Source organism: Desulfotomaculum defluvii (genome assembly GCF_054657375.1).
This window is the reverse complement of the sequence record NZ_BAAHYV010000006.1, coordinates 279,239-296,965: the sequence shown is the minus strand read 5'-3', so window position 1 is coordinate 296,965 and position 17,727 is coordinate 279,239. Positions and strand designations below refer to the sequence as shown.

Genomic DNA, 17,727 nt, shown 5'->3' with positions numbered 1-17,727 from the left:
TGTTGTCTCCTTAATTCATAAAATAGTTTGAAAGGTAATTTAATTTACACTATTTTCGCAATTATTCAATTACATTATTAATCATTCTATTAGATTCCTTTTATACACTGATTCATCATTAATAATTTTCAATAGTTCCTTTGCTGATTTAATTTCATGCTTATAAATAAATATTCTTTTATTTCTATTTGAGTTTAACAGGGCATTTGTTGATGAGTCTTCTTTATGATATATTTTAATTTGAGGGGTATATCTTAATTTCAACCTTTCCTTTTGAGCTATATAAAAAAGTATATCTTCTTCTAAATACATAAATGTTTTACTGTATAACCCTTTGTATTTACGTAAATAATCAGGTGAAAAAATTAAACAACTACCATGTAATTTAATATTTCTTTGATTTTCACTATATAGTGAATTTCTATCATTTTGCTTCTTTATCTTTTTAATATATTTATTGAAGTGTTTTCTTATAATTTTTTTGTAAATAAATAGGTAAATATCATAAAGGTAAAGATATGAAAATAATATATTTCTATATCTTGTACGAATCATACTTTTAATGCCTTTTTCTGAATACTTTTTCACATTTACTTTATATGGATTCTGATGTTTATTATCAATGAGTGAAATAATATCAGGCCCAAGAATATCAAACTTTTCTTCAACATAAATACTTTTGATTTTTGATAAAAAATTATTCTGTGTAATAACAGTATCATTGTTAATCATTATCACAAAATCTGTTTTTAACTTTTCCTTTGCATAACTATATCCTAGGTTATTTCCTTTTGCGAATCCCAAATTAATTTTCGATTCTATCAAATATACCTTAGGGTTCAAATCATATTTTTCATGCAATATTTGTCCTGAATTATTAGTAGATCCATTATCTACAATAAGTATTGAATAATCCTCGTGTAACACATTATTCAATATTGATTCAACGCATTCAATAGTGTCTTTATGTGTTAAATAATGTAATATCACGAATGTGAAATTCATATAAAAGTCCTCACCTATATACTCTATATTTTTAATTACTAAACTCTAATCCTTCTATTTATTAATATATTGAACAATTTTTTTCATTGTATTTGAAACATCACAAACCTCATAAGCATAATCTCTAATCTTTTTTGAGATCTGCATCGTAGATTCGTTACTTTTGTATATCTTATCATGGAATTGAATAATTCTATTTATATCTATAATAGAATCATTATTAGGAAATTCTAAATAATAAGGAGTATTTTCCTTTATAATATCAACCTTACAGCCAGCTACAATTGGTAACCCTTTTGCTAAGTATTCTCTACTTTTTAATGATGTAGAAATACCGTTTTCTGTTTTATATCTTCCAAATGCATCTAATGCAATACTAGAAATATCATATATATAATTAAGGTCATCTCCGTATAATCTACCATATATCTTCACGTTATTTTCTAACTGATAACTTTTTACTAGTTTCTCATACCGTTGGCGCTCAGTACCATCACCCACCAAATGAAGAACAATTTTTCTTTTCCCACCATTTTTATAGTAATTAAATATTCCTTGTATTACTCTTTCATACCCTTGCCATGGATTTAAGCTAGCAATTGCACATAGATTTATTTCATCGGTATTTTTTTCTATAGGTGCTCTTATAGTAAGATCATCTACTTTTATTCCATTTGTAAAATTTAACGTTGGTACACCAAATATATTATCTATATCATTTTGGACAGCAATTCTATCAACTACGTCATGTAATTTTAAACGATTATATTTATCTTTAATCAATAAAGGGAGATAACGAAGTTTAACTTGCAGCTCTTTATCATAAGGGTATGTTGGTATTTCAAGAATGATTTTTACATTGGGGTTATTTACTTTAATCTTCTTGAGTACTCTCAACATATGAAATGTAAAGCATGTAGGTCTCCTAAGATAAATATAATCAATATCATCAAACTCTTTAAGATATTTCCATTTTGGAAACACGTTCCCATATGGCAAACTTATAATTATCTGATCTAATAGTTTTTTTAAAGAGGTCTTTTTACTATAATTTTTATACTTATCAATAACAACTATATCGCAATGGATACCATTCTCTTTTAAAGCATCTACTTGCCATAAAACTTTCTTATCTATCCCTGTTAAATTATCATAATTGATATTTTTATAATAAATAAATATTCCTTTCATTAGATGCACCTTCAATCTTATTGAATTAATATTTCCTTTATTAAGTTTCACCATTCCAACTCTTGTAATATACTGAGTAAGATTGTTGCATGTATTGTAAGGTTGAATCTTTAATACTTTCAGAACTACCGTCTTCAAAATGTAAAACTTTTATATCTTTTATTAATAGGGTTGGTATACTGATCCACCTTGCCTTTCTCGCTAAATGCTCTTCCTCGTGAAATAAAAACATATCCTCATTATAAATTGCTCCTAATTTATCTACTGCTTTGTATCCTATAAATAAACACGAACCGTGACAAGCATATATTTTAGTTCTCTTTTTAAAATTTAACATCCCAAAGATTGTTCTAACTATTTTATTAATTCCAACACCAAATAAGTAGAAAGTTCGTTTATTTTTCACTAATCCTACATATTTTAACCAATCAACAACTGGTAGATGTAAATAGTAATAAGGGTTTTGCATCTTACCATTCTTAGTTTTTATAGTGGGGGCAATAATCGACCCATGTAAATCTTCTGTTAGTAATTTTATTGGAGAAGTATTAAATATTATATCCGGGTTACAAATACACAGAAACTCATAATTATATTTATCATTTACAAACTCAATCCCTCGATTATTTCCATATCCGTAACCTTTATTCTCAACATTAAGAAAATCACAATTATAAGCTTTTGCAATGTTTTCAAATGCTAATTTCGTTTTCTCATCATAGTAGCTATTGACAATAACTATTTTATTTTCCCCATTATAGCTATTAATGTTTTTGATTAAATTTATTACATCTTTAGTTTCTCTATAGCAGAGTACTATAAAAGCAATTTTTAAATTAACTTTATCCATATTATCCCCTATTCATACTACCGTTATCACAAGTTATAGTCTTTGTTTTTTTAGCTTCCAAATAGTAAGTTCATACTTAATCATTAAAATACTAACCAACTCAAATAGACTAGTTGAAAAGAAATATAAGATTTTAAGGTTCCCAATCAACATGACCAACATTATGAATATTAAAGAAATATACACAACATATTCATGAGTGTTGAACTGTACACACTTTAGTTTCCTAATATAAAATAATTGGTACAAATAATATAAAACAATTGAGCCTAATCCTAAGAATCCAATTGAGTTATATATTTTACTAAACCCAGGATCTAAATTACCTTCAGTTCCTAAACCAAATAAAAACGATTGAGCTGAGTTAATGTTTAGATTAAAGTGCTTTGCCAGTACACTTGTTATATCATCATCTGAATAAGTAGCTCTAATATTTATATACAAACTATTCCCCCAATTATATTGTAAAATAAAATCTCTTATTGTCGGAAACATATCGGTGGTTATAGCCCATACAACTCCCCCAACGACACCTGAAACTATATAAATTGAGAAAATTAAAGTAGTAAAGACTTTAACTTTCATCTTTATCGACTTTATTAATATAAATAAAAGCACTAATAACATTACAGCCATGTTTAATCTTGATGTAAAAATTACCGCTATAATACTAATTAAACTCATTAGTAAGTATACTTTCTTTCGGCTTTGAATATAGATTAGAGCTGATAATAGTAACCCCAAATTTGAATATATACCTGCTAAATCATAAGAATTAACTATTCCATTAGCTCTAAATTCATAAAATTTCCTACTTACCCCTGAAAATGGAGTCATAAACTCTCTGAAAGGAGGGAATAAAATTTCAGTTATAATTATTGTAGAATGTATAAATAGCAATAAAATTATGCTTTTAACTAGTCTATTAGTTTCAAATTTCGCAGTAGAAATATATAAAATAATAACAACCAATGCCACCATAGCTCTTATATATCTCATATATATATAATGATCACCTGAAGACGAAAACAGAACCACCAACATACTATAAATGCTTATTACAAATAAGAACATTATAGTTATTTTCGAATAATTATAAATCCTTATTTTAGTAAAAAAAGCTCCTCTAGAGAAACTTATTAATAACCAAAAGACGTACACAAGCGGCCTAATATCAACTGGTAAATACTGAGGCGCAAAGGACATTGACATAATAAATAATAATATTTCCACAGTGCTGACTTGCTTTTGACTATTTCTTTGCCACATATCAATTAATATCCTCTCTCAAAACTATAATCTAAGTAAAAAACGCATTTTGGTTTTTTATATCTAAATTTACGGCTTGTATGGACAAAAAATAATCGTTTTCACTACCACATCAATTACCTTACTTTTTGTCTATGTTAAACGACTCATCTTGTACTTTCAGCTTTCTCCCAGAACGGCTTTGCTTTACCAGTTAATATATTATAGACACCCACCCATTGTGCAAATAAAGTGACACAATAATAATAAATTAAAGTCAAGTATTTATTATTTGATTTTGTAATTACCTTTATTAAAGCTAGTAGGTAAAATAATACTTGGCCTACAAATACCATGATATAGAATGAGTGTTCAGTGATTAATAGAGCATTAGTTATGAAAATAATTAAATGTGATAACCATAGTAAATATCTACAAGTCCTATGTCCAAAATAAAAATATGAAAACCAACGATACTTAAATATATTTAAAATACGAAAATCCGGTAGAATATTTCTTAAAATCCCACGATTCATACGCACTTTACGCTTAAACTCATCTTCAATAACTTCGCCTGCCTTTTCATATGCAATAGCATCCGGGTTATATAATGCTTTCTTATTATTCAACGCATAGAACCTAGGCATGTTTCCGTCATGGCTTTTAATTGGTTCAAAATCGTGGTAGTCAGCATTTCTACAAGCGTAGATGGCACCATTACCAGCAGTTATAGTTTGTATATCGCTCTCAATTTTTCTTAATTTTGTATCACTATCCCAATATGTGTTTTCTGAGATTGTAACATCACTATAATCCTTATTTACGATTACTAATCTCCCACTAACATAACTAATATCTTGTGTAGTAAATGCTGATACCAGTTCCTTTATAGAATTAACTTTTAGCATAGAATTAGCATCAGTCATAACTAAAATTTCACTATTAACTACTTTCTGGGCTTCATTTTGGGCATTGGTCTTTCCCTTACGCTGTTTTACTTCAAATAACCGAATCCTATATTCAGGGTTATTAAATATAAAATCTCTTACTAATTTATTTGTCTTATCTGTACTATTATCCGAAGCAACAAGAAATTCAATTTTGTCTCTTGGATAATCAAGCTCAATTATATTCTCTAACTTTTCATGTATCACTTTCTCTTCATTGTGAGCAACCACCATCACTGTTACAGTTGGCTGATAGGTAAAGTCTTTTTTTAATGTTCTATTTTTATAGACTCGTCTCAGAATTTTTAATGATAGTGGATAACCAACCATGGCCCAAAAGATTATAAAAGCATTCAAATAAAAAATTAGTCGTATGATGAATTCCATTATCTAAACCTCTTTCTATAATTGTTTTCCCGCTAAACCTCTAACGATCTTTATCGCATTATATTTCATCATATAAATACCATCATCATACATACCGATTGAATCTAAATTTACATTTCCATATATATTATTTATTATCATTTCTGGTACATTAACACCACTCTCATATGCATGAGGATATCCTCCACCAAATCGTGGGTTAACTTCAGAAATGTAATATTCATCATTAACTTTAAAAATATCAATATCGATAATGCCTTTAAATCCAGCTTTGTTGACGAACTTTTTAATTAAATTAATGAGATGCTCATCCTTAATTGAAACTGATTTGTCAGTTTCACCAGCCCTCATCTTAATTTTTTCTTTTATAAATATTGCAACTGGTTCACTAGAAATCATATCAATATAAACATCAGCGCCGTATTCAGTACCATTCATGAACTCTTGAATCATTAGATTATCAAATCTACTAAATAGCAATTCAATTTCTTCTTTCGACGTTACTTTACTTATATTAATACTTGCACTACCTCGCACTGGCTTAACGAAAACAGGATAGTTAATAACTCCTGCTTCTACGTCACTGTAAAACTGCTCTTTATCTATATAACTCTTTACAGTTGGTATACAATTCTGAACTAAGAATTCGAACATCCTATATTTGTCAAAACAAATTTCAACCACATCAGACTCTGAGACGATCGGAATCGTACCAATATCCAAAAAGGCTTGTTTGTGTTCTGCAAGAAGACATAGTTCAGGATCAATTAATGATAGGACTGCTTTAATTTTATTCTCTTTGCAAATAGAGAGAACCGCATCAAGGTATCCTTCATCATTCATTCTTGGTACGATAAAATGTTTATCAGCCTCATATAGAGCGGGAGCTAACTCACTGCAATCCGTGGCTATTACAAGCCCTCTACCGTCTAACTCTTTTTTAAAATACTGCACAATTTTATTTCTAGTACCACAGCTTAATATTAGTATGTTTAAATCATCGCTCATCATTTAGATCCTCCAATTTATCAAAAAACAATGGTGTCCCACCCGTATGAATAAATAGTATCTTCTTATCAGTTATATGATTCTTTTTGATATATTCTTTCATACCCCAATAAGCTTTACCAGTGTAAGTTGTATCCATTGGAATACCGTCTGTAATTAGAATATCCCTGATAGTTTGCAATATTTCTCCATTATAGGAACCATACCCATCAAGTATATAGTCGTCTATGAATGCTATGGATTCAGAGACGATTGGTTCTATATCCCGGCTCAACAAATAACTATTCACACTATCAAGAACAACTTTACTGCCATAAGGGTTTTTTCGTGCATTGCTGATTCCAACAATTTCTCTATCATCGTCATGTAGAATTTTTCCGCATACAAGTCCGGCTTGAGTTGTTCCTGTTCCGGTCGTATGGAAAATATAATCAAAATACATGCCTGATGACTTTTCATAATCTAGAATTTCTTCATATGCGTTAATATAAGATTGTGTACCAATATCACCATGGCCTCCCCCTTGAATAAAATAGGGGTTGTAGCCTTTTCCACTTAATTCGTCCATTTTGCTTTCAATCGTAATACTTACTTGGGATACAGGACACTTCGTAACGAAAGCACCAAACAACTTAATCATTTCACTATTAGAGGTTGGGTAACTCGATTCAGATGGTGAAATAATATGGCATGGAATACCTTTTGAAGCTGCGATATTAGCTATAACTCTACAATGATTTGAGCTGCTGCTACCATACGTAACTACACAATCTGATTTTTCTAAGATTAAATCTTCGAAAAAAAGAACTGCTTTTCTCGCCTTATTTCCACCAAATGAAATAGGAATAAGGTCATCTCGCTTTATATAAAATGAGTTGTTATTTAGATTTTCACTTAAGCTTTGAATTGGAGTTGCTTGATATTTATTTAATTCCAATTTTCGATACACCTACATTATAAATATAGTTTTTTACATCTAAGGTATATATATATCTATCTACATATTTTCCGTTATAAAACAGATCATTTTTTAGTAGTCCCTCTTTTACAAAGCCGCTCTTTTCAAAGAGTTTTTGAGCGCGAACATTATCTACTTCTGTATAAAGATATATCTTATTAAGGCCTATTTCCTTATAAGCCTTTTTAATTAAAAGGTTAGTTGCAACTTTAGCTATGCCCTTACCCTTAAATTTGTCTCCACCAAGACAAATGTAATATTCAGCTTCCTTACTTTTTAAATCAATATTCAGTAGTCCAATTAACCCAGCAGGTTCGCCAGCGTAAGTAATGGTATAATCAATCCTATCGTTTCTACCTTCAAGTGATTTGAACCATTGAAGGGTCTTATCTTCTCTTAGAGGCAAATCATAATGCAAGTACTTATTATTTCTATCATCATTTATCCATTTTACCTTATATGGTATATCCTCTTCCTGAAATTTCCGAATGGAGATTTCCATATTATAACCCCTCGCAATTTAATTAATGTTAGATGATTTCTCTGTCCCTTTTACATTTTTATGAGTGTAAATACTTTCACTTTTAAATAGCTTCTGCAGTGTCTTAAAAAGAATCTTAATGTCTAACCAAATACTAAACGTTTCAATATACTTAACATCAATCGGAATTCGTTCATCCCATGATACAGAATTTCTAACTGTTACCTGTGTTAAACCAGTCATACCTGGCTTCATTTCGAATCGTTTTCGTTGAAAATCACTATAATCTTCATATTTATAGGGATGATGGGGTACGGGAGGTCTCGGGCCAACCAAACTCATATCACCAGTAACAACATTCCAAAGTTGAGGAAGTTCGTCCAAGCTTGTGGCACGAAGTAGTTTTCCGATTTTTGTAATTCGGTTATCACTTTCAGTTTTTACAAACAAACCTGAGCCAATTTTTTCAGCATTAACAACCATTGTTCTAAATTTTAATATCTTAAAAACCTTACCATTCATGCCAAGTCGTTCTTGTTTAAAAAATACTGGGCCCTTTGAAGTTAACTTAATAGACAATGCTATAATAATAAGAATTGGGGAAATAATGATTACACCTATTAAACTTCCAAAGAAATCAATCATACGTTTGATAAATAAATTAAATGCTCGCATTGTTTATCTCCACAACCCCTTAATAATCTTTACAACTCTTTCCAAATCATCATCCGTCAACTTTGTATCAGACGGCAAACATACACCATTCTCAAACAATTTCTCCGATACACTTTCACCAACAAAGTCATATTTCTCAAAGAATGGCTGCATATGCATTGGTTTCCATACTGGTCTTGACTCGATGTTTTCAGCTTCCAATGCTTCAAATATATCGATTGGCCTTACCTTGCCTGTCAAAGTCATCGAGCTTAACCAGTAGTTTGGTTCATCCCATTCATTGCTAGGCATGAATTCAATGCCTTCAAGCCCACCAAGCTCTCTTTTATAAAACTCAAAAATGTAGTTCTTCTTGGCAACTCTTTGATTTAACACTTTAAGCTGCCCTCTACCAATCCCAGCAACCACATTACTCATACGGTAATTGAAACCTAATTCACTATGTTGATAATGCCTTGCTTGATCTCGAGATTGAGTAGCCCAAAATCTTGCCTTAGCAATTCTCTCTTCATCATTAGAAACAAGCATTCCACCCCCGGAAGTTGTGATGATCTTGTTTCCATTAAAAGAGAAGATGCCATAGTCACCGAAAGTTCCAGTATGCTTACCTTTGTAGTAGGTACCTAAAGACTCAGCAGCATCTTCTATAACCGCAACATTATGTTTCTTGCAAATCTTCATAATCTTATCCATGTCAGCGGACAGACCATATAAATGAACAACAATAACTGCCTTTACTTCTGGATACTTTTCAAAAGCTTCTTCTAATGCTTTTGGACTCATATTCCAAGTTTCGTAATCACTATCGATAAATACAGGAATGGCATTTTGATAGATGATTGGATTTGCAGTAGCAGAGAAAGTAAGTGTTGGACAGAATACAATATCCCCTTCTCCGACTCCTGCTGCTTTAAGAGCTAGATGAATAGCAGCTGTTCCTGAAGACAGTGCTGCAGCAGCTTTAGAACCAACCTTCTCAGCAAGCTCTCTTTCAAATCCATTTACGTTTTCACCAAGGGGAGCAATCCAGTTTGTATCAAAAGCTTCCTTAACATATTGCATTTCATAACCTTCATCACTCATATGTGGTGAAGAGAGGAATATTCTTTCTTTCACTTTTGTTGATTCCATTTTCTAGACTTCCTTCCCTAGTTAAGTTAATATTTTAGTAGATTAGGACTTAATTAGAAGCTGTACCTCCAACCAACTACTAAACCACTAAAATTGTTATCTACTGCTGATAGCCACCTCGTAATATCTATTCAATCTACCTAACAAATACGAAATAGATATTCACTTCAAAACCAGCCCAAACCGAGTTTCTTCCTATTATAAATACCATTCAATCAATCTATAAATCTCACTAAAAACGCCTAAAACCCTTATCCCGCAAGGTTTCTAGCATGTTATCTAAGCACAATAGTCAGTTCCGCTTTACCATTCAATATTTTAACATTCATGCAACATACTGTACGATACCTTTCCTCCACCGCAATATATGGTATGAACCTCAATTCTTTTATCTCTTTCATATAATCACGTTCTGATCCAAATCACCACCAAAATCACAGAAACGGAACGCCTTCACCACCATCATCCTCTTCACCTCTAGGATGCAAATTGCACTCAACCCTGCCATTCACATATCTAACATCACCTTGTTTAGGACATACCTTTTTACCATATTCCTTCATAAACTCATCAAACCTAGCTTCCTTATGTTCTACATCCTCCATAAGCAAGTAAGCCTGATACTCCCCCTCCAACCGCAAACAATTAATGTTACAAATCTTTTCCTTAGCCCTTTCCATATAGCCAAAGTAAGAAGAAACCGCTATCGACGCCAATATACCCAACATAGCACACACTACCAATATTTCGATCAAGCTAAATCCACTATGATTATTTTTTATCAACATCCCCACCAACCAAAACGGACGCCCCCATTGGCACCTCTCACCCAAATTCGGCATGTCCCCCCTACGCCGTCCTCCCCTCCACATACAACACCAACTCCGGCATCACCCGCAGCAGCCGTTCAAACACCTCTGCCTTATCCGTGACTTCCCTCTTCTCCAGCTTCAGCAGTTCCTCCAGCAGCACAGCCTCATCAATCTCCACCGGCTTGGCCATAAAAATACGCTTATGCTTCGTACTGCCAATCCCCTCTTCATTGGTCAAAAGTTCCTCAAACAACTTCTCCCCAGGACGAATCCCAGTAAACTTAATCTCAATATCCTTACCTGGTTCAAAACCGGATAATCTAATCAGGTTAGCCGCTAGATCAATAATCTTAACCGGCTCTCCCATATCTAGTAGAAAGATTTCCCCACCCTCGGCCAAGGCACCAGCCTGTATCACCAGTTGAACCGCTTCGGGGATAGTCATAAAATAGCGTGTCATATCCGGATGTGTTACCGTAACAGGGCCACCCTTGGCTATTTGCTCCTTAAAAATTGGCACTACACTACCGCGGCTGCCCAGTACATTTCCAAAGCGCACCGCAGCAAACTTTGTTTTTGAGCCAACAAACAGGTTTTGGATAATCAGCTCAGCCACTCTCTTGGTAGCCCCCATCACACTGGAGGGGTTAACAGCCTTATCTGTAGAGATAAGAACGAATCTTTCGCAGCCTACTAGGTCTGCCATTTGAGCCACGTTTCTGGTGCCAAAAATATTGGTTTTCACAGCTTCATCTGGGTGCATTTCCATCAACGGGACGTGCTTATGGGCTGCTGCATGGAAAACCACCTGGGGTCTATGTCTATCAAAGGTGATTTGTAATTTAAAGCGATCCCTAACATCGGCAATCTCTACTTCCAAGGGCAGCAAGGGGTACTTGTCCCTTAGCTCTAACCAGATTTTATGGATACTGTTTTCCCCGTGGCCCAGTAGAATTAGCTTGGTGGGATCCATTTGGGCTATTTGGCGGCATAGCTCGGAGCCGATGGAACCGCCGGCCCCTGTGACTAAAACCACTTTGCCTTTTATGTATTGGGATATTTGCCCTAGGTCCACATGTACTGATTCTCTGCCTAATAGATCTTCGATTTCCACTGGTCTGATCTTACTAATGGAAACGTTACCATCTAGGAATTGATAAACACCCGGCAGTATTTTGACTGTTATAACGGATTCCTTACAAAATTCAATTATGTCACGAATTACTTGTCCAGAAACCGAAGGCATGGCAATAATAATTTCATCTATATCATATTTACTAACTATAGAAGGAATACTTTCTCTGCCCCCCAGCACTGGGAGCCCGTAAATGCTTAGGTAATGTTTGTTTACATTATCATCGATAAAACCGATCACTGGTTGGTTCCCATCATAGTGGTTGTAATATTCCTTGGCCACCAGTGCCCCGGCAGAACCTGCCCCATAGATTAATATTTTTTTATGTGCATGGCTGTTGGTATTTTTTCTTTTACACTGTCTTTCCACATAAAGTCTCCAAACCACCCTGGATCCACCAATAAATAGGATTGAATAGGTCCAGACGGAAACAAACATTGCCTTTGAATGGGGCGTATTGAAGAAATGAGCCAGTAGAAGAAAGGCCAGTCCCCCTAGGGTGACGGAGCGGACGATAATGAGCAATTCATTAATACTGGCATAGGCCCAAACACGATGATATAGTTTGGAAAGGCTAAATATAACCAATATACAAATGGTCGCCGCAAAGGAATATTGTAAAAGTTCCTTTAAACTATTTTCTGGCAGCTCGCCATGAAAATAAATAAAACAGGGAAGATAGATGGCTAGATTTATGAGAATAGCGTCGCATAACATCATTAACGGTATTCTGAATTTGTTGCCCATGATATACCACCGTTCTAAAACTTTCTAACTAGATTTTTCTTGGTACCACAGGACCATTTGCCAACAAAAGGGCGTAAAAAAACCACTTTATATAAAGTAGTTGTGACAATGCTTTTAATTAAGCAAGGAAAGATGTCACCCCCAAAGGCCAAGGTACCCTATAAAATTTACATTGTTCTACGTACAGAAAACTTTAGTGTAATAATTTTACATCCTTTGTAAATTTTCCTGCTTTGCAGACAAAATAATCTTTCGACATATTTCGAGTATTAAGTTGGAAAGCAGAAAGTTGGTCAGTTGGAAAGGGGATAGATGTTGCAAGGAGTAAAAAAGAAAGTTGGAAAGAGGAAATATCCTAAAATAATCTTTCCTACTTTCCAACTTTCTAACTTTCCAACTAACCAACTTTAATACTTATGCAGTTCTTCGATAAATTGGTGATTACTATAGTGGCCGGTGACGCGGATGCGGTGGATTTGGAAGGGGTTTGATGTTGGTTTAGCTAAACCCAACTCGGTTGTAACGGCGGCTCGGTAACCGGCTGCTTTGGTAATTTCGGCCACTTGGTCATTATAGCTGCCGTAGGGGTAGGCAAAAACCTCCACGGGTTTTTTAAGTCCATATTCCAGGGCACGCTTGGATTCTTCAATTTGGTATTTGGCTACTTCCGGTGCTACCCTTGCTAGGTGCGGATGATCTACGGTGTGGGCACCAATGACAAATCCAGCTTGATCGAGTTCTTTAATTTCAGGCCAAGCCATAATTTTATTTTCGGGCTGGAGCTTCTTTTGGACATCGTAAAAATTGGTCTTGCCAATGGCTTGGGAAACCACAAAGATGGTTCCGGTATAGCCATATTTTTTCATGATGGGGTAGGCAAAGTCGTAGTTATCTTGATAGCCATCGTCAAAGGTGATAACGATGGGTTTGTGGGGTAGGGTTTTACCATTCTGAAAGTGATCCAGTACATCGGTCAGGGAAATGCTTTCATAACCATTTTGCTTTAGATATTTCATCTGCCACTCAAATTTGTCCGGTGGTACTCGGAGGCCCAAACCACCAGTGCGAGGGTCTGGGTTGACTTTATGGTACATGAGGATGGGAATACCCTGCAGCGGAGGGTATTTGGCCTCGGAGGGAATTATTTGGTTTTGGTATTGAAACCAGGCTAGAGTTATTACGATAACTAGTAGAGTAATTAGTATGAGTTTGTTTGGTTTGGTTATAGGTATACACCTCCGGGGTTAATAGGTAATGTTTGGGGTCGTTTGTATGAAGTTGGAAAGTGGACAGTTGGACAGTAGACAGTTGGAAAGAAGACAGTTGGAAAGAAGCAGATAGTACTTTCTATCTTTCTACTTTCTACTTTCTACTTTCTACTTTCTACTGTCCAACTGTCCAACTGTCCAACTTACTCCCTTATGCTCCTGGATGGTTGGTAGATCTTTACTGGTGCTCGCTCGAGGGCGGCGTTTTTGGAGTCGTAGATGATTTCCATAATGGCTCGGGCCAGTTTTTCTGGTTGGTGCCTGACTAGGTTACTACGTTGCACGAGGTGTTTGGACCAGACCTTGACGCCTAATTTTGCTAGGGCTCCTGTGTCTACTTTGACTGGGGCGGCGCCCTTGTCGCGATATCTTTTAAGGAGGCGTCCAGGGATTGGTTCGTTATTGACCAGCACTTGATCCACCACAGGGCCCACATGGTCAAAAATAGCCTTGAGATGCTGCTGGGCTGTATAGCCCTGGGTTTCCCCGGGCTGGGTCATGATATTACAAATATAGATTTTCTGGGCTGGGGATTTTTGAATGGCCTCGGCAATGCCTTCCATTAAAAGGTTGGGAATGACACTGGTATAAAGACTGCCGGGGCCCAGGATGATCATGTCGGCCTCTCGGATGGCCTCCAGGGCCTCGGGTAAGGGACTGCATACCTCAGGTTTAAGAAAGACCCTTTTTATTTTACTTTTGCTGCCAGAGACGTTACATTCTCCATAGACCAGAGTTCTGTCAGCCAGCTCTGCCCCTAGGGTGACATTTTCCAGTGTCACCGGCAGCACTTGACCCCGGATGGCCAAAACCTTGGAAAGGGCTCGGACGGCACCATCAAAGCCACCGGATACGTTATTTAAACCCGCCAATAAAAGATTGCCCAGGTTATGACCTGCCAGTTCCCCGCTTTGGAAGCGGTACTGCAGTACTTCTTCCATGAGGGTTTCTTTATCGGCTAGGGCCACGATGCAGTTGCGGATATCACCAGGCGGTAGGATGCCCAGGTTATCCCGCAATCTACCCGAACTGCCGCCATCATCGGTAACAGCCACAATGGCCGTAATATTACTAGTGTATTCCTTGATACCCATTAATAGACTGGATAGCCCGGTACCACCGCCTATGGCCACGATCTTGGGACCCTTTTTGAGGGACCTATGGTGGTAAAGTGTTTCTACCAAGCGTTCCGCGGGATCTGGTCGAATGACCGTCATGATGGATTTTATCCCCATGATGAAGCTGTATACTGTCAGACCTAAACCACTGGCTGTAACAATAAGGCCCACAAACCATTGAGGAACCCATGCTAATTGATTAGTAAGGGCATCCAGGGCGAAACCTATGCTACCCACCAACTGTCGGTCCAGCAAAGCCAGACCCAACCCCAGCATAATAATTCCTGCCAGGGCTAGGAAAATCCATCGTTTGATATTCATCCCAGGTACAAACCATTTGAATAAGGAAGCCAAATTGCTCCACCGCCCTACACTCGCATGATATCCCGGTGCCTCACATTTACTCTATAGCCCTTTTCCTTTAATACATCCCCTAGCTTATTGGCCAGGGTCACCGATCTGTGCATGCCACCGGTACAGCCGATGGCAATCATTAAGGTTGCTTTACCCTCATTTTGATAATGGGGAATGAGAAACTGAATAAAATCAGTGAACTTTGCCATGAATTCCTTGGTTACATCCTTAGACATAACATGCTCCTGCACTGGTTTGTCGTTGCCTGTAAGACAGCGCAGTTCTGGTATATAGTGGGGATTAGGCAGAAACCGCACGTCAATAACCAAATCAGAATCCAAGGGAATGCCATATTTGTAGCCAAAGGAAATGACGGTAATCAAAAGCCGCTTGGTGTTTTCTTTATCGTCGCCAAACTGAGTAATGATTTGATCCTTTAGCTGGTTGTTGGAAACTGTGGATGTATCAATGATTTTAGTGGCTCTGCCGCGAATTTCCCGCAGCAGTTCCCTTTCCTTCCGAATCACCTGCAGCACTTCCCCGTGGTTATCCAGGGGATGGCGGCGTCGGGATTCTTTATAGCGCCGTACCAATGCTTCGTCCGATGCTTCTAAAAATAATATTTCATACCGGTAACCCTGTTCTGTAAGATCGTTTAACACTTCTATAACTTGATGAAAGAAGTCACCACCGCGAATATCGACCACCAGGGCAACTTTTTCCACTTTGCCGTTGGACTGGGAAACCAGTTCCGCAAATTTTGAGATCAGGGCCGGAGGTAAGTTATCAACACAGAAGTAACCCAGATCCTCTAGGCTTTGCACCGCTTGGGTTTTGCCCGCTCCGGACATGCCGGTCACGATTAATAAACGTGGACTGGTCACTTCATCACCCCCCTTAGATTCAGACATGCTGTTAATTTCTCCTCTATTGTAAACTTTCCGATTAATATAAGCAAATATAACAGTTATCCTTCGGGGGGAGGAATTGGCAATTGTCTGATGCCAGGGGATTTATCTTTATTATAGTAAAGGAGGGGGGGAAAGGTGACTTTTAGTTGGAAAGTTGGAAAGTGGAAAGATGGTTAGTGGTTGGAGGGGGGTGGGGGGCAGAACCCGGGGGTTATGCAGCGGTTCAACGGTGCTAGGCACTTGCTCGCTTGTAACGTTAGCTTGGTTTGAGGGTTTTGCCTGCGGCAAGAGCCAGGCACCTGATTCTGTGAGTTATCTTTCTGAGTGAGAACCCCGGGGGTGTTAAATGTCGGGTGGGGGACAGGCCCCTCAGGGGGTCTGGCTTTGGGGGCGGGGACTGTCCCCCGCTAGGTTCGATTGGTTAGCTTTCTGCGTGAGAAACCCCCGGGGGTGTTAAAAATCTCCCTCTTCCCTCTTTCCAACTGTCCACTTTCTACTTTCTACTTTCTACTTTCTACTTTCCAACTACAAAACAAACTTCTCAATCACTTCGGCCACGCCGTCGTTATCGTTGGATTGGGTAACGTAGTCTGCCTTCGCTTTTACCGCGGGGTCGCCGTTGGCCATGATTACGCCTAGGCCGGCGTATTCGATCATTTCTAGGTCGTTGGGGGCGTCGCCGATAGCGATGACTTGTGCGGGGGTTAGTCCCCAGCCTTTGGCCAGGGTATCTAGGGCGTTTCCTTTGGTGGCCATGGGGTGGGAGAATTCTAGAAAGTGGGGTTTGGATTTGCATATATGTATGGTCGAGCCGTATTGTTTTGTCATTTCTTCCTGCAGTGTATCCAGTTCCTCTGAGCCACCAATCAGCAGTACTTTAGTGGGTGCTTCCTTGAGGAAATGCAGCAAATTTCCCACTGGTTGAGCTGGGATGCGGGATATTTTTTGGTAGGCTTCGGCCTCTGGAGTGATTTTTTCTACGTAGAGGGTATCATTGACGTAGACGTTGACATGGTAACCCAGTTTACTGCCCCATTCGATGACTTCTCTAGCCTGCTCCAGGGGAACTGGACGGTGGATCAGGACTTCGCCAGTTTGGGCTTCTTTGACCAGGGCACCTTGGTAGGTGATCAAGGGTAGGTTTAGTTCTAGTTCTTTGGCATAGGGTAGGGCCGAGCAAAACATTCGTCCGGTGGCCAAGGTGACATGGATACCGGCTTCCTTTGCCCGCTTAATGTATTCCTTGTTGCGGGGGGAGATTTTTAGGTTGGTGTTTAGTAGTGTGTCGTCGAGGTCGATGGCAATCATTTTGTAGTTTGGCATGGGGGCTCCTTTCCTTTTAGCTGTTAGCTGTTGGCTTTTAGCTTTTTTGCATGTTTGTGTATGGGTCTGTTGTAGCATTGGGGGTCTGTTCCTTCAGGGGGGACCCCCCGGGGGTTATCACTATTGGGTGGGGGACAGGCCCCTCAGGGGTCTGGCTTTGGGGGCAAGGGACTGTCCC

The 17,727-nt window shown here is 37.3% G+C and carries 16 protein-coding genes; all 16 read right to left on the bottom strand.

Annotation, left to right across the window (positions count from 1 at the left end):
- Positions 1-81 precede the first annotated feature (81 nt).
- A complete protein-coding gene (locus ACYQ03_RS04045; RefSeq protein WP_459907840.1) occupies positions 82-1,005 on the bottom strand; it encodes a glycosyltransferase family 2 protein in 924 nt (307 codons plus the stop codon).
- 54 nt (positions 1,006-1,059) lie between these two features.
- Positions 1,060-2,196 carry a glycosyltransferase gene (locus ACYQ03_RS04040; protein ID WP_459907839.1) on the bottom strand — a complete coding sequence of 379 codons (1,137 nt, stop codon included), beginning with the start codon at positions 2,194-2,196 and terminating at the stop codon, positions 1,060-1,062.
- A 40-nt stretch (positions 2,197-2,236) separates the two neighbouring features.
- Entirely contained in the window at positions 2,237-3,046 is an 810-nt protein-coding gene (locus tag ACYQ03_RS04035) for a glycosyltransferase family 2 protein (RefSeq protein WP_459907838.1), read from the bottom strand.
- A gap of 33 nt (positions 3,047-3,079) precedes the next feature.
- On the bottom strand, positions 3,080-4,045 hold the full coding sequence (locus ACYQ03_RS04030; protein ID WP_459907837.1) for a hypothetical protein: 966 nt from the start codon (positions 4,043-4,045) through the stop codon (positions 3,080-3,082).
- 416 nt (positions 4,046-4,461) lie between these two features.
- Entirely contained in the window at positions 4,462-5,628 is a 1,167-nt protein-coding gene (locus ACYQ03_RS04025; RefSeq protein WP_459907836.1) for a glycosyltransferase family 2 protein, read from the bottom strand.
- 15 nt (positions 5,629-5,643) lie between these two features.
- On the bottom strand, positions 5,644-6,639 hold the full coding sequence (locus ACYQ03_RS04020) for an ATP-grasp domain-containing protein (protein WP_459907834.1): 996 nt from the start codon (positions 6,637-6,639) through the stop codon (positions 5,644-5,646).
- Entirely contained in the window at positions 6,626-7,573 is a 948-nt protein-coding gene (locus ACYQ03_RS04015) for a 1-aminocyclopropane-1-carboxylate deaminase/D-cysteine desulfhydrase (RefSeq protein WP_459907833.1), read from the bottom strand. The genes ACYQ03_RS04020 and ACYQ03_RS04015 overlap by 14 nt, the downstream gene beginning before the upstream one ends.
- The gene (locus tag ACYQ03_RS04010; protein WP_459907832.1) at positions 7,560-8,096 is read right to left on the bottom strand and encodes a GNAT family N-acetyltransferase; all 537 of its coding nucleotides are present in this window, start codon (positions 8,094-8,096) and stop codon (positions 7,560-7,562) included. The genes ACYQ03_RS04015 and ACYQ03_RS04010 overlap by 14 nt, the downstream gene beginning before the upstream one ends.
- Before the next feature lie 18 nt (positions 8,097-8,114).
- On the bottom strand, positions 8,115-8,750 hold the full coding sequence (locus tag ACYQ03_RS04005; protein WP_459907831.1) for a sugar transferase: 636 nt from the start codon (positions 8,748-8,750) through the stop codon (positions 8,115-8,117).
- 3 nt (positions 8,751-8,753) lie between these two features.
- Positions 8,754-9,881: a DegT/DnrJ/EryC1/StrS family aminotransferase gene (locus ACYQ03_RS04000; protein WP_459907830.1), complete on the bottom strand. Its 1,128-nt coding sequence runs from the start codon at positions 9,879-9,881 to the stop codon at positions 8,754-8,756.
- A 434-nt stretch (positions 9,882-10,315) separates the two neighbouring features.
- Positions 10,316-10,723, bottom strand: a complete 408-nt coding sequence (locus ACYQ03_RS03995; RefSeq protein WP_459907829.1) for a type IV pilin protein — start codon at positions 10,721-10,723, stop codon at positions 10,316-10,318.
- Between the two features lie 7 nt (positions 10,724-10,730).
- Entirely contained in the window at positions 10,731-12,575 is a 1,845-nt protein-coding gene (locus ACYQ03_RS03990; protein WP_459907827.1) for a polysaccharide biosynthesis protein, read from the bottom strand.
- Positions 12,576-12,982: 407 nt separating this feature from the next.
- Complete coding sequence (locus ACYQ03_RS03985) at positions 12,983-13,669, bottom strand: polysaccharide deacetylase family protein (protein WP_459907826.1); 687 nt, start codon at positions 13,667-13,669, stop codon at positions 12,983-12,985.
- 317 nt (positions 13,670-13,986) lie between these two features.
- Entirely contained in the window at positions 13,987-15,315 is a 1,329-nt protein-coding gene (locus ACYQ03_RS03980) for a gluconeogenesis factor YvcK family protein (RefSeq protein WP_459907824.1), read from the bottom strand.
- A 14-nt stretch (positions 15,316-15,329) separates the two neighbouring features.
- Positions 15,330-16,226, bottom strand: a complete 897-nt coding sequence (gene rapZ, locus ACYQ03_RS03975; protein WP_459907823.1) for an RNase adapter RapZ — start codon at positions 16,224-16,226, stop codon at positions 15,330-15,332.
- Positions 16,227-16,751: 525 nt separating this feature from the next.
- Positions 16,752-17,549, bottom strand: coding sequence for a Cof-type HAD-IIB family hydrolase (locus ACYQ03_RS03970; protein WP_459908739.1), 798 nt, complete (start codon positions 17,547-17,549; stop codon positions 16,752-16,754).
- Positions 17,550-17,727 lie beyond the last annotated feature (178 nt).

Bases quoted from the DNA above. Each gene is read 5' to 3' on its own strand.
- ACYQ03_RS03995 (WP_459907829.1), bottom strand. From the start codon at position 10,723: ATGCCGAATTTGGGTGAGAGGTGCCAATGGGGGCGTCCGTTTTGGTTG.
- ACYQ03_RS04020 (WP_459907834.1), bottom strand. From the start codon at position 6,639: ATGATGAGCGATGATTTAAACATACTAATATTAAGCTGTGGTACTAGA.
- ACYQ03_RS04010 (WP_459907832.1), bottom strand. From the start codon at position 8,096: ATGGAAATCTCCATTCGGAAATTTCAGGAAGAGGATATACCATATAAG.
- ACYQ03_RS03970 (WP_459908739.1), bottom strand. From the start codon at position 17,549: ATGCCAAACTACAAAATGATTGCCATCGACCTCGACGACACACTACTA.
- ACYQ03_RS04040 (WP_459907839.1), bottom strand. From the start codon at position 2,196: ATGAAAGGAATATTTATTTATTATAAAAATATCAATTATGATAATTTA.
- ACYQ03_RS04035 (WP_459907838.1), bottom strand. From the start codon at position 3,046: ATGGATAAAGTTAATTTAAAAATTGCTTTTATAGTACTCTGCTATAGA.
- ACYQ03_RS04025 (WP_459907836.1), bottom strand. From the start codon at position 5,628: ATGGAATTCATCATACGACTAATTTTTTATTTGAATGCTTTTATAATC.
- ACYQ03_RS04030 (WP_459907837.1), bottom strand. From the start codon at position 4,045: ATGAGATATATAAGAGCTATGGTGGCATTGGTTGTTATTATTTTATAT.
- ACYQ03_RS04005 (WP_459907831.1), bottom strand. From the start codon at position 8,750: ATGCGAGCATTTAATTTATTTATCAAACGTATGATTGATTTCTTTGGA.
- rapZ (WP_459907823.1), bottom strand. From the start codon at position 16,226: ATGTCTGAATCTAAGGGGGGTGATGAAGTGACCAGTCCACGTTTATTA.
- ACYQ03_RS04045 (WP_459907840.1), bottom strand. From the start codon at position 1,005: ATGAATTTCACATTCGTGATATTACATTATTTAACACATAAAGACACT.
- ACYQ03_RS03990 (WP_459907827.1), bottom strand. From the start codon at position 12,575: ATGGGCAACAAATTCAGAATACCGTTAATGATGTTATGCGACGCTATT.
- ACYQ03_RS03985 (WP_459907826.1), bottom strand. From the start codon at position 13,669: ATGTACCATAAAGTCAACCCAGACCCTCGCACTGGTGGTTTGGGCCTC.
- ACYQ03_RS04000 (WP_459907830.1), bottom strand. From the start codon at position 9,881: ATGGAATCAACAAAAGTGAAAGAAAGAATATTCCTCTCTTCACCACAT.